The 13162-nt window shown below is 44.3% G+C and carries 10 protein-coding genes; 9 read left to right on the forward strand and 1 reads right to left on the reverse strand.

All coding sequences use genetic code 11. The features are described 5' to 3' along the window. Positions 1-86 precede the first annotated feature (86 nt). From RB622_RS01605 to aqpZ, 4 genes are all read left to right on the forward strand, one after another. A complete protein-coding gene (locus RB622_RS01605) occupies positions 87-1805 on the forward strand; it encodes a GMC family oxidoreductase (protein ID WP_308044733.1) in 1719 nt (572 codons plus the stop codon). A 382-nt stretch (positions 1806-2187) separates the two neighbouring features. Then, positions 2188-3381 (forward strand): DUF5009 domain-containing protein, encoded by a 1194-nt coding sequence (locus RB622_RS01610; protein ID WP_308044734.1) that lies wholly within the window; start codon positions 2188-2190, stop codon positions 3379-3381. A 33-nt stretch (positions 3382-3414) separates the two neighbouring features. Further along, entirely contained in the window at positions 3415-3804 is a 390-nt protein-coding gene (locus RB622_RS01615; protein WP_308044735.1) for a VOC family protein, read from the forward strand. Positions 3805-4028: 224 nt separating this feature from the next. Beyond that, positions 4029-4709 carry an aquaporin Z gene (gene aqpZ, locus RB622_RS01620; protein WP_308044736.1) on the forward strand — a complete coding sequence of 227 codons (681 nt, stop codon included), beginning with the start codon at positions 4029-4031 and terminating at the stop codon, positions 4707-4709. 1 nt (position 4710) lies between these two features. On the opposite strand, the gene RB622_RS01625 is transcribed toward aqpZ, so the two are convergent. Further along, positions 4711-5184, reverse strand: coding sequence for a hypothetical protein (locus RB622_RS01625; protein WP_308044737.1), 474 nt, complete (start codon positions 5182-5184; stop codon positions 4711-4713). Between the two features lie 386 nt (positions 5185-5570). Here RB622_RS01625 and RB622_RS01630 point away from each other — a divergent pair, with 386 nt between their 5' ends. The 5 genes from RB622_RS01630 (at position 5571) to RB622_RS01650 (ending at position 12993) form a co-directional block, all read left to right on the forward strand. Beyond that, positions 5571-7862, forward strand: a complete 2292-nt coding sequence (locus RB622_RS01630) for a peptidylprolyl isomerase (protein ID WP_308044738.1) — start codon at positions 5571-5573, stop codon at positions 7860-7862. A gap of 98 nt (positions 7863-7960) precedes the next feature. After that, positions 7961-9331 carry a peptidylprolyl isomerase gene (locus RB622_RS01635; RefSeq protein ID WP_308044739.1) on the forward strand — a complete coding sequence of 457 codons (1371 nt, stop codon included), beginning with the start codon at positions 7961-7963 and terminating at the stop codon, positions 9329-9331. A 53-nt stretch (positions 9332-9384) separates the two neighbouring features. Further along, positions 9385-10347, forward strand: a complete 963-nt coding sequence (locus tag RB622_RS01640) for a MoxR family ATPase (protein WP_308044740.1) — start codon at positions 9385-9387, stop codon at positions 10345-10347. Between the two features lie 194 nt (positions 10348-10541). Beyond that, a complete protein-coding gene (locus tag RB622_RS01645) occupies positions 10542-12131 on the forward strand; it encodes an aldehyde dehydrogenase (NADP(+)) (protein WP_308044741.1) in 1590 nt (529 codons plus the stop codon). Between the two features lie 112 nt (positions 12132-12243). Beyond that, positions 12244-12993: a DUF1835 domain-containing protein gene (locus RB622_RS01650; RefSeq protein WP_308044742.1), complete on the forward strand. Its 750-nt coding sequence runs from the start codon at positions 12244-12246 to the stop codon at positions 12991-12993. Positions 12994-13162: the final 169 nt, after the last annotated feature.

The following is a 13162-nucleotide window of genomic DNA, read 5'->3' on the forward strand; positions in this document are numbered from 1 at the left end:
AACAAAAGGGAAGAAGATGAAGAGAGCTTGTGGCGCAACAGATCTTCCTGTCATTACTAAATAACATAATCTGAAAATCATTCATCATGAATTTAAATATTAAGGCAACCAAACAAGCTACGTTCGATGCCATCGTAGTAGGTTCAGGGATAAGTGGTGGCTGGGCTGCCAAAGAATTGTCCGAGAAAGGCTTAAAAGTCTTGATGCTCGAAAGAGGACGGGATATCAAACACATTACCGACTACAAAACCTCAACACTTGCTCCCTGGGAACTTGAATACCGGGGACGGGTTACTACCGTGGCGAAAGAAGAATACTGGGCCGGCATGCGCACAGGTTACACCGCCAATGGAGAACACCGCTACCTGTTCGAAAATGATAAAGAAAACCCTTACCAGGAAACCCGCGGGTTTGACTGGATACGGGCTTACCATACCGGTGGACGCTCGTTGCTGTGGGGGCGCCAAAGCTACCGCTTAAATCCTGCGGATTTTGAAGCGAATGCCAAAGAAGGTATATCTGTAGACTGGCCGGTACGTTACAATGAAATAGCTCCCTGGTACGATTATGTTGAAAAATTTGCAGGTATCAGTGGTGCGAAAGATGGTTTGGACGTTTTACCAGATGGAAACTTCCTGCCTCCCATGCAAATGAACTGTGTAGAAAAAGATGTAAAAGGAGAGATTGAGAAAAAATTTGCAGGTCGTCACGTGATCATGGGACGTGCTGCGCATTTGACTCAGCCACAAGCTTTCCATACAGAACTAGGCCGTGCAGCCTGTCAGTTCCGGAATATGTGTATGCGCGGATGTCCTTATGGTGGTTATTTCAGCACACAGTCCGCTACCTTGCCAGCGGCTCAAAAAACAGGTAATCTGACACTGATCAACGATGCCATTGTATCGGAAGTGATTTATGATGACAAAGCCGAAAAAGTGACCGGTGTGCGTATCATCGATCAAAACACGATGGAGACGCGTGAATATTATGCCAAAATAATTTTCATGAATGCATCAGCCATTGCCTCTGCTTCGATATTAATGAACTCGAAGTCGAAGCGTTTCCCGAATGGCTTGGGTAACGAGAGCGATCAGCTTGGCCGCAACATTATGGACCACCACCTTGCTGTGGGTGCCCGTTCACAAGTAGAAGGTTACGGAGACAAATATTACTTCGGCCGTCGTGCAAACGGTATATATATCCCACGGTACCGTAACTGGGGCAGCGATAAACGTGATTACGTACGCGGATTTGGCTACCAGGGTGGTGCCGGCAGAGAAAGCTGGGGACGTGGTACCGGCATGGACGGTTTCGGAGCCGATTTCAAAAAACAACTCTCTGAGCCGGGTGGCTGGACCATGGGTATACAAGGATTTGGTGAGATGCTACCGGACGAAAAGAACCGGTTTACACTTCACCCTACCCTAAAAGACAAATGGGGACTGCCACAAGTCGTTTTCGATGCAGCCTATGGAGACAATGAGAAGAAAATGCGTATTGACATGATGAACGACGCAGCCGAAATGCTGGAAGCGGCCGGAATGAAAAACGTTTCTTCATACAACGACGAGTCGAAACATCCCGGAATTGGAATTCATGAAATGGGAACTGCCAGAATGGGTAGCGATCCAAAAACATCGGTTTTAAACAAGTTCAATCAGATTCATGCGGCACCCAACGTCTATGTTACTGATGGTGCATTCATGACCTCTGCATCTTGTGTGAACCCGTCACTTACCTATATGGCTTTCACTGCACGTGCGGCTGACCATGCTGTGAAGGAGCTTAGAAAGATGAATTTATAAATGAGCTGAATTTTAACATTTTCCCCTCATTCAGGTGAGCATAAATTGTTAAAAAAACGGTGAAATGAAATACTGAAAGCCTTGTCGGGTAAATCCGGCAAGGCTTTCTCTTTTATCGGGGAAATAGCCTTAACAAAAAGAAAATGTGTAGTATATTAAATCTTAATCACGATTTTTTTTGTAGCGCTATCGGCAGTCAGCGGGGCTGCCCCAGCTATCGGCTATCAGATTAATGCAAGAAGCGATATCTCGGACGACTGCCGATAGCCGGGGGCGCCTAGCCGACGGCAAAACTGTCTTACAATATTATTCGTGACAATGTTTATTATAATTCCGAGTACAAACCTGAAAAACCCCTATAACCCATAACCCACGCTCTACGTTGAAAGATTTTCCTTTACCAGTTGTTCCGCAACGCGTCTCGTCTGTTGACGCCTACCGAGGATTCGTCATGCTGCTCATGATGGGCGAAGTGCTAAAATTTGGTCGCGTCTCCGAAGCATTACCCGACAGCTCATTCTGGGCGTTTCTGGATTATCATCAAAGCCATGTTTCCTGGATTGGCTGCTCTTTACACGACCTGATCCAGCCATCCTTTTCATTTCTTGTCGGTGTAGCCCTGCCCTATTCTATGGCCAGCAGAGCCGGCAAACAGCAAACCACAGGCATGATGTGGTATCATACGATACGCCGCTCGCTTATATTGATTTTGCTTGGCATATTTCTGCGCTCCATGCATGCCACGCAGACCAATTTCACTTTTGAAGATACCTTGACGCAGATCGGCCTGGGCTACCCACTGCTGTTCGCGCTCGGCTTCCGTTCGGAGCGAACCCAATGGGCCGCCGTGATCACTATTTTACTCGGATATGGAATATTTTTCGCTGCATATCCCTTACCCGGCCCCTATTTCGACTGGGCTGAAACCGGCATCACAGCGGATTGGGAGCATAATCTCAAAGGTTTTGCAGCCCACTGGAATAAAAACACAAATGCCGCCTGGGGATTCGACCGGTGGTTTATGAATATCTTCCCACGCGTAAAAGCGTTCCATTTTAACGGTGGTGGTTACAGCACATTAAGTTTCATCCCAACGCTGGGAACCATGACACTGGGATTAATTGCCGGCAAATGGCTTAAAAATGCGACTTCATCTTCTGCGCTGATCAGACAATTTATATTTACGGCAGCGATTCTTTTTGTTGTCGCGGTAACCTTGAATCTGACTGGCATTAATCCGATCGTAAAAAGAATATGGACGCCGGCGTGGACATTGTTCAGCGGCGGCTGGTGTTTTCTTCTGTTGGCGGCATTTTATTACGTGGCTGATGTCAAGGATTTCAAATCCTGGTTTTTCCCTTTAATCGTCATCGGAACCAATTCCATTGCCGCTTATCTGTTTGCCCACACGATCGACAGTTTTATCGATCAGTCATTCAGAATTAATATTGGCCCTAACTATGATATGCTTTTTGGAGAAGCTTACCGTACGCTGATCAGCGGAGGCATTATCCTGCTGATCGAATGGTGGATTTTGTATTGGATGTATAAGAAGAAAATTTTTATCAAGATTTAGCTTCATATTTACGATAAAATCAATTTTCATCATATGCTATCACTAAAAGGAATACATCATATTGCCATCATTGCATCCGACTACGAAAAGTCGAAACGCTTTTATACTGAAATTCTGGGTTTCAAAATTGACCGGGAGGTTAACCGGAAAGAAAGACAATCTTTCAAGCTGGACCTTTCTCTGAATGGAGACTATTGCATCGAATTGTTTTCATTCCCTGAACCTCCCAAAAGGCCATCCAGGCCTGAAGCAACGGGCCTTCGTCATCTCGCCTTCAAGGTTGTGAATGTGGAGGAAGCGATTGAACAGCTTGTTAAAAATGACGTACATCCCGAACCAATCAGAATAGATCAATTAACAGGTAAAAAATTCACTTTCTTCGCCGACCCTGACGATCTTCCGATCGAATTGTACGAAATCTAAAAAGTACCCATACCATAAAAGCCCTGAAATGTAACTGCTGTACATTTCAGGGCTTTTATTTTACCGAAAATACTAAAAGTCCGATGCTGCAACAAAGGGCAACTTTTTTCAATGAGACATTGAAAAAAGTTGCCGCCGGGCTGTGACCCCGGATAACTGTCGGCGTCTATTGTTCAGAAAACCATCAACAACTTGTTGTTTTAACACACTAAACAATCAAATACATGAAAAAGTATACGGCAGAATTTATCGGAACATTTTGGTTGGTTCTTGGCGGTTGTGGAAGCGCAACGCTTTCCGCTGCATTCCCGCAGGTAGGTATTGGTTTGCTGGGCGTTTCATTGGCATTTGGCTTAACCGTATTAACCATTGCGTATGCATTGGGACATATCTCCGGAGCACATCTCAACCCGGCCGTATCTGTGGGCCTTTGGATCGGTGGCAGATTTCCGTCGAAAGATTTATTGCCTTACATCGTTGCACAAATCCTTGGCGGACTTGCCGCGGCCTGTGTATTGTCTTTCATTGTAGCAGGAAATGGCAGTCCCATCGGGGATTTTGCCGCCAACGGTTACGGCGATCATTCCCCAGGAAAGTATAGTATGGAGGCCGCGCTGATCACCGAAATCGTGATGACTTTTATGTTTTTAATCGTAATTCTGGGCGCAACGGATAAAAAAGCAGCCAACGGATTCGCCGGTTTGGCCATTGGTCTGGCATTGACCTTAATTCACCTGATTAGCATTCCTGTTACAAACACATCTGTAAATCCTGCCAGGAGTATAAGTCAGGCCATTTTCGTAGGCGGATGGGCTATTGAACAACTTTGGCTTTTTATTGTCGCACCAGTGGTTGGCGCAATCCTGGCCGGAATTGTCTACAATTTTCTTTCAAGCAATGACTAGGCTACGAAACATGGCTTAGTTCTTTCCTTTTTACAATTTCCTGCCTGGAAAGGATTTCATAAAATTCAGAAATCCTTTCCAGGTGCTCATCCACGACCCTTCTGCTTTCAGAATCTCTTTCCAGATATTTGTAAAGTGACCGGTAAGATTGAAGAATTTCACCTTCTGTCCTTTTTAAATATCCTGCCACCTGCTCCTTTTCATCAAGCTCATGAAGATAGGCAACCGTATCAGCATTTGTTTCTGTCGAGTTTTCCAGATCCTTGTCGGTTAGGAAACATTTAAAATAGTCATACATCCAACGAATTTCCTTTTGAAATAATAACGCGCTGAAATGTCCATGGGTCAGTATCTTCCTGAGGGAACCCATGCTATCCTTTTTTAAGGCCTCCAGATAAAGGACTTCCCGTCTCTTCTGATCATTCCATAAAGCGCTTATTTTCAGAACAAATTCGCTCAATTTTGAATCTTCCATCACCATAGCCCGTATCATGTTTCGTTCAGCGTTTTTGTACAAATACTATGCCGTAACAGTTATGAAAAATAAAAAATCAGGCGATTATTCCTACAAGGAATATTGTATTCATTATGGGAATAATTACCGGACTATATTTTCATAAATTCGTTATATTGTAACACTTTCATCAAAAACTGCGTACCTGAAACTGGGGTCAATTCGCCCTGAAATTTGCTGGTAAAACTGTGGATTCTCACACTGCAAAACACATGCCCCGCCACTATAATTTTTATACTCTGTTTAAAGAAACTAACTTTGTCTATAATACAATAATTAAGACTTGTTAAAGTTAGATTAAAATCCAGCAAGAGATTATTATCTCTGATTTCAGAATTGTGTAATTTATGTTTAAATATTCATTGATATTTTCGCTGCTACCCGCAGTTATATTTAGTTCCTGCAAAACCTCAGCTCCCAAAACAAAACCGGTTTCTGAAGCGCCCGCGCTTATTCAGATCGGCAACGAAAAATTCTCGTCCAGTGATTTTCTGGATGCTTATGCCAAAAACAAGTTTGCCGCAGATTCAGCCGAAGAACTTACACCGGAAGCGTATCTGCCTATTTATAAGGATGCTAAAATAAAGGTACTTGAAGCCAGGAATGAGGGCAGGGATACAACAAACGACTATAAGCAAGAGATAGCGTCCTATTATGATCAGCTCGCCAAGAACTTTTTGATCGATAAAGCACTGGTCGAAAAATTGTCGACGGAAGCCTATACCAGGTTAAAACAGGAGGTTAAGGCTTCCCATATTCTGATCGCAGTGCCGGAAGACGCCTCTCCCAAAGATACAACGGATGCCTACAATGCTGCAGTTGCGATGCGTGGAAGGCTGGAAGAAGGTTCCGATTTTGCAGACATGGCCGCAAGGTTTTCCAAAGATCCTTCGGCTTCCAAAAACCGGGGAGACCTTGGCTATTTTACGGCTTTCCAAACTGTTTATCCTTTCGAAACCGCTGCCTATGCGGTCCCGGTTGGAAAATTATCACAGCCTATACGCAGCAAAACGGGTTATCATATCATTAAGGTGTATGACCGCCGTGCAAGCCGCGGGACTGTGAGAGTTGCCCACATCATGGTTCGCCTGGAACCGAATGCCTCCGAGGCCCAAAAGACCGCTGCAAAGGCAAAAATTGAAGAGGCGTTTAAGAAACTTCAGAGTGGCCAGGCATGGGACAAAATCACCGAAACATATTCTGATGATAAGCAGTCAAGCAAAAACCATGGCCTTCTGCCTCCTTTCGGCACAGGACAAATGGATCCCAATGTCGAAGAAGCGGCTTTTTCCCTGACAAAGTTAAATACATATGCCGCACCGGTCCTGAGCAGTTACGGCTGGCATATCATTAAACTGGTTGATAAAAAAGGTCTTGAACCATACAGCGTTCTGGCGACCTCACTTCGCCAGAAAGTTGTGACGGATTCACGGGGAAAAATCCTTGAACAAGCGACTGCAAAAAGACTTCGTGAAAAATATGCAATTCAGGAATTTGCCGATCAGTTTGCTGCCATGAAGCCGCTGATCGACAGCACATTAATTTCAGGCAAGTGGGATTATATGAAACCCGTCTCCACGGACTGGGCTGCGAGCACGTTGTTTACCATCGAAAAAAGGCCTTATGATGCGCTTACTTTTTTAAACTATGTAAAAACTCAGCAAAAACCCCGTCCGAAGGGATCTTCACCGGAAGTTATTTTCAAAAGGTTTTATAACGACTTTCTGACAAACCGCCTTTTTGAATACGAAAAAGAGCACCTGGAAGAGAGCTATCCGGAGTTTAAAAGCCAGATCAGTGAAATCCGCGAAGGCGTTTTATTGTCGCAGCTGATGGAAGAGAATGTATTGCAGCGCTCTTTGTCTGATTCTGTTGGTCAGCGCAATTATTATGAAAAAAATGCGGAGCATTTCCGTTACCCGGAACGCGCCCTCGGCACCATCGTAACCGCACCCGACACGGCGACACTTTTTGCAATCAAAAAAGCCTTAACAAAAAGCCCTTATCCTTTGGAAAGAAAGGCAAATGAGCTGATTTTTAAGGAAGGAACAAGCGTTCTTAGCAAAGAACAGCTTGAAAAACTGTATGATGTATATGTGATTTTGCAAAAAAATCCGGATTATGTCGTTGAGATTTCAGGATACCGTTCGAATTCAGAATCTGAACCAACCTCATCGGATCGCATCAGAAATGTGGTTAAATATCTGAACAGCAAAAATATTTCGATCGTGAGAATATTGGAAAAAGATTATGGGTCTTTCCGCCAGTCAACCGAACCGGAGCGTAACAGAAGGATCAGTTTTCAGTTTTACAGCAATTCGAAAAAAGATGTTGAGAAAGCCTATAATTCTGAAACCCCGGACGCCGTTATTATCCAGGAAGGCTATTTCCAGAAGAGTAATGCGCTTTTAACGCAGGTGAAATGGGAAGCGGGCGAGCAAGTGATCATGGCAAACGGACTGGCGTACTGGATGCAGATCGAAAAGATCGAACCTGCCCGCGTTAAAACTTTCTCGGAAGCAAGGGGCAGTGTGATCAATGAATACCAAAAAGTCCTTGAAAAACAGTGGATGGAAAAACTCAATCAGAAGTTTCCGGTGAAAGTGAATCAACAAGAATTAGAAAAAATTAAGCGTTAAACGTAAATTAGCATTTTGAACTGCTGTTGGTTTGTATTTTAACCTGACAGCGCGGCAAATAAACCCTACTAATTCAACTTTGGAACACATAAATTAATATGAAAATAAATAAATTAATTGTACTTCAATTATTTGCAGTCTGCACGTTCTGTTTTAGTCTGACCAGTTTTGGACAAGGACAATCGGGTGTGATGCTCGACAAAATTATTGCCCGGGTTGATAATCATTATATATTGAGTTCCGAGTTGGAGGAAATGTATAATAGCTATGCAGCCAACGGCCAGAAAGCGCCTGAAAAGTGCCAGATACTGGAATCGCTGATCATTAACAAAATGCTTTTGGCAAAAGCTGAAATTGACTCCGTAACCGTTGAAGATAAAAGTGTTGACAACGAACTGGATGGCAAAATGAATTACATGATCCAGAGATTCGGATCAGAAAAAAACCTTGTTGAAGCTTATGGAAAAAGTGTTGACAATTTAAAGACCGAGCTTCGGACACAGGTTAAAGAGCAAAAAATCGTTGAAAAAATGCAGGGTACGATTTCGGGCAATGTTAAAATTACACCGAGTGATGTACGTAAATTTTTCAACGCAATCCCCAAAGACAGTCTTCCGTATATCCCTTCGGAAGTTGAAATCGGACATATCGTTCGTCTTGGAACGGTTACCCGCGAACAGAAAGATAAGCTGATTGCGCAGCTTCGGGAGCTGAAAGCACGTGCAGAAAAAGGTGAAGATTTTGCGACGCTCGCTACCATTTACTCCGAAGACGTTGGGTCTGCAAAAAATGGCGGAGACCTGGGTTTTGCAAAACGCGGTGCCATGGTTCCCGAATTTGAAGGAGCAGCACTGGGTTTGAAACCTGGCGAAATGTCCAATATCATCGAATCTCAGTTTGGATTTCACTTGATCAAACTGATCGAAACACGTGGTGCTGAGTATCATGCACGTCACATTCTGTTGAGACCTGATTATAACAAAGGCTCTGACATGACCAGTGCAGTTCGTATCCTTGACAGCTTGCGTGTACTTATTAAATCTGACACACTGAAATTTGCAAAGGCTGCGCTTGATAACTCAGAAGATAAAGAAACAGCTGAAACGGGAGGAATTATCCAGGACAGAAATACCGGACTGGGTCGCCTGACTTTGGACGCTTCTATGGATCCTGCACTTTATTTCGCCATCGATACCATGAAAGTGGGTGACCTTAGTGTTCCTGTTACTTACCGTACCGAAGCCGGACACAGCGCCATGCGTATCCTTTGGTACAAAAGTAAATCCGAACCACACACTGCGAATTTGCATGATGATTACGAAAAAATAGCCCAAATTGTCCTGAGCAATAAACGTAACCATGCCCTGGAAGACTGGTTTAAAAAGGCGCAGGGTGATGTATTTATCAGTGTTGAACCTGAATATAAAAACTGTCGGATCCTGGGCCTCGCCAATGGAAACGACCTTTGACATAGACATTGAAAAATAATTGTTGAAACCAAGACTTCCCAAACCGACTCACTGTGAATTATAAATCCGACGTTGAAGCAGCCGAGGCTATGAAAGTAGCCTATGAAAAAATCCGTAGTGAAATAGGACAAGTGATTATCGGACAGGATGAAGTTATCAAACGATTATTAACAGCTATTTTTTGCCAGGGCCACTGTTTGCTTGTTGGTGTTCCAGGATTGGCCAAAACACTTTTGATTCAGACGATCGCCTCGTCTCTGGATTTAAAATTCAACAGGATTCAGTTTACACCCGACTTAATGCCATCGGATATCCTGGGTTCTGAAACTTTGGACCAGAATCGTAATTTCAAATTTATCCACGGGCCTATTTTTGCCAATATCATCCTGGCCGATGAAATTAACCGTACGCCTCCCAAAACCCAATCGGCACTTTTGGAAGCCATGCAGGAATATTCCGTGACCATCGCCGGACAAAAACATACGTTGGCCCGTCCGTTTTTTGTATTGGCTACGCAAAACCCGATTGAGCAGGAAGGTACGTATCCGCTTCCAGAAGCCCAGCTAGACAGGTTTATGTTCATGATCCAGCTTGATTATCCGTCATACGCCGAAGAGGTAACGATCGTAAAAAACACGACCAACGATACCAGGTATCAGGTAAAAGAAGTAATCACTGCGCAGGAAATTATGGATTTCCAACATCTGGTAAGGCGTGTACCGGTTACGGACCATGTGATTCAATACGCAGTTAAGCTGGTACATAAAACGCGTCCTTCGTCGGCGCTTGCTGATAAAGATACCAGCGATTATCTGGAATGGGGCGCAGGGCCACGTGCTTCGCAGTCGCTTATTCTGGCCGCCAAATGTAACGCCTTGTTGTCAGGAAAATATTCGCCGGATATCGAAGATGTACAGGCGGTTGCACTTCCGGTATTACGTCACAGAATTATCAGAAATTTCAAAGCAGAAGCGGAAAATATCTCGGTTGACGACATCATCGCACGTCTGCTTTAATCTTGTTAGAAATATTATATTCAAAAATTTGCGTTGATCCCAAGGGATATCGGCGCAAATTTTTGCTTTTAAAGGAATTTGATCTTCATGCGCGATAGCCGAAACCACTGGAATCCGGGTATAATATTAGTAGGTTAGAAATCACTAAAGATCCGGCCATTAAAATCCACATCCATAAAACCAAAGTTCCAGTCATGACTATTTCAGGAAAAAACTTTATAGGTTATTCACTTTCAGCGCAAAATCAGCATACGTTCAAATCTTATGTTCCGGCTCAAAATATAGAATTACCGGAAACCTTTCACGCGGCCACGCCGGAGGAGGTAAACAAAACGATGGAACTTGCCCACAAGGCTTTCAACGAATATTCGCTGGTCCCGGCAAAAAAACGTGCAGATTTTCTTATCGCAATCACCGAAGAAATCATGGCTGCCGGAGACATCTTGCTGGAAAGAGCACATCTTGAAACTGGCTTGCCAATTGCCCGTTTGCAGGGTGAACGGGCGCGCACAATCAACCAGCTTACCCAGTTTGCGGACCTTATCCGTGAAGGGTCCTGGGTTGAAGCCAGCATCGACACCGCCATACCAGATCGTACGCCACTACCAAAATCGGATCTCCGTAAAATGCTCGTTCCGATCGGGCCTGTTATTGTATTTGGATCCAGCAATTTCCCCTTTGCGTATTCGGTTGCCGGCGTTGATACCGGTCCCGCACTAGCCGCCGGAAACCCGGTTGTTGTGAAAGCGCATGCGGCACATCCCGGCGTGAGCGACCTGACTGCACAAGCCATTGTTAAGGCTGCGCAAAGAACGGGGATGCCGGAGGGCGTATTTTCAATGCTTTATGACGATGGTTACGAAGTTGGTGCGGCGTTGGTAAAACATCCCGCAAGCAAGGCTGTCGGCTTTACCGGCTCGATCAAAGGAGGTATGGCCCTTTATAAAATGGCGCAGGAACGAGAGGAGCCGATTTCGGTTTTCGCTGAAATGGGAAGCGTCAATCCGATTGTGATCCTGCCTGAATATCTTGACAAAAATACGCAGCAACTGGCCAAAACACTGGCTGGCTCCGTGACCTTGGGGGCCGGGCAGTTTTGTACCAACCCGGGGCTCGTGTTTGTTACCGAATCCGAATCACTTGCTTTGTTTGAGGAAACTTATAAAAACGAAATCCTAAGCGTTGGATCGGCTACCATGTTAACGGCAGGCATCCGGAAAAACTTCTTTAAACTGCGGGATGAGCTTGTTGCTGAACCCGGCGTGACGGAACTCGCTTTTTCACGCCTGAGTTCTGAGCTGGAAAATCAGTCGCAGGCGTCGGTATCCAAGGTTAGTGGAAAGGATTTCATCGACAATCCTAAAATTCATGAAGAAGTATTCGGCCCATTTTCCTTGCTGGTTGTCTGCAAGGATCATGGCGAACTGCTGGCAGCTATCTCACATCTGAAAGGCCAGTTAACAGCTTCCCTAATGGCAGAACCGACAGAAGCGGCAAAGTATCCGGCGCTTCTGCAAAGTCTTTCAAGAATATGCGGTCGGTTTATTATGAACGGTGTACCTACGGGTGTTGAAGTTTGCCCTTCCATGCACCATGGCGGGCCCTTTCCTTCGGCAACCGATGCCCGATTTACATCCGTTGGACGGCATTCCATACTTCGTTTTGTGCGTCCGCAATCTTTCCAGGATTGGGATGATTCATTGTTACCTGATGAATTAAAAAATGCCAACCCACTCGGGATTTTCAGATTGGTTAACAATGAAACCACCAAAAGAACAATCTGATCTACCGGAATCTTTTTGCGTTTTTATTGTTTGTAAAATACTTCACCAGCCACCCGGTCCGACGGATTTTTCGCCGTCGGACCGGTAAATAAAAACAGATAAAAGCTACTAAATGTCCAACAAAACCTTTCACATCCTTAACGGCGACGCGCTGCTTGATAAATTTCCGGCCGATATCTTAACGGGAGAAATCATCATTGCAAGAGAATGCCTGATCGATGGTCCTGTTACAGGAGAAACCTTTGAAGATTTTTGCAAGACCCGCGCCAATTTCATACATGAAACGTATGAAGAAGAAACGGATGCCTATTTCAACGATGTTGCCTCGGAATTTGCCAGGATCAAAGCGATTCCTGCCGGCTCAGAGGTTAACTTCTGGTTTGAAGACGATTTGTTTTGCCAGATCAATTTCTGGTTTTGCATTTCCCTTCTTGAACCGGTTTTGGATTCAATTAAAGCATATATCGTCAAACCAAATGTTAATGCCCAAGAACCCGACTGGCGGGGATTTGGTATGATGGATCATCATCTACTGGCCGGGGCTTATCAAGACAAACAACAGCTTTCCTTGTCAGATTTGAGTTTGTTCAATAACCTCTGGACTGCCTATCAAAAAAATGACCGTACTGCGCTCGCAACCTTATCTGCCGTAAAAACTGATCAGTTTCCATTTCTTGAAATAGTGGTTCAGGCACAATTGGACCGTGCCAACGACCGGCCGCAGCATGTTTTGAAAGATATTATGAAGGAAAAACAAACCGCAGATTTCGCGATTATTTTCAGGGAATTCAGTAAACGAGAAGGGATTTATGGGTTTGGAGACTGGCAGGTGGAGAAGCTGCTGGAAGAAATAAATAGCTGAGCTAATTTTTTAAAATGGGATAAAGCTATCGAAATTTCACAGAAGCCAGTCTTGACTTCTCCTATGTTTACGGTAGTGATAAATATTGGTTTAATATTTTGTAAATACCAATAAATTTGACTTGTAAAGTGAAAAAGAAGTGAGAGTAGATTGACTTCCAAGCAGCTTT

This window comes from Dyadobacter sp. LHD-138 (assembly GCF_030929615.1).
GTDB lineage: Bacteria > Bacteroidota > Bacteroidia > Cytophagales > Spirosomataceae > Dyadobacter.

Bases quoted from the DNA above. Each gene is read 5' to 3' on its own strand.
- RB622_RS01605 (WP_308044733.1), top strand. From the start codon at position 87: ATGAATTTAAATATTAAGGCAACCAAACAAGCTACGTTCGATGCCATC.
- RB622_RS01615 (WP_308044735.1), top strand. From the start codon at position 3,415: ATGCTATCACTAAAAGGAATACATCATATTGCCATCATTGCATCCGAC.
- aqpZ (WP_308044736.1), top strand. From the start codon at position 4,029: ATGAAAAAGTATACGGCAGAATTTATCGGAACATTTTGGTTGGTTCTT.
- RB622_RS01625 (WP_308044737.1), bottom strand. From the start codon at position 5,184: ATGGAAGATTCAAAATTGAGCGAATTTGTTCTGAAAATAAGCGCTTTA.
- RB622_RS01630 (WP_308044738.1), top strand. From the start codon at position 5,571: ATGTTTAAATATTCATTGATATTTTCGCTGCTACCCGCAGTTATATTT.
- RB622_RS01635 (WP_308044739.1), top strand. From the start codon at position 7,961: ATGAAAATAAATAAATTAATTGTACTTCAATTATTTGCAGTCTGCACG.
- RB622_RS01645 (WP_308044741.1), top strand. From the start codon at position 10,542: ATGACTATTTCAGGAAAAAACTTTATAGGTTATTCACTTTCAGCGCAA.
- RB622_RS01650 (WP_308044742.1), top strand. From the start codon at position 12,244: ATGTCCAACAAAACCTTTCACATCCTTAACGGCGACGCGCTGCTTGAT.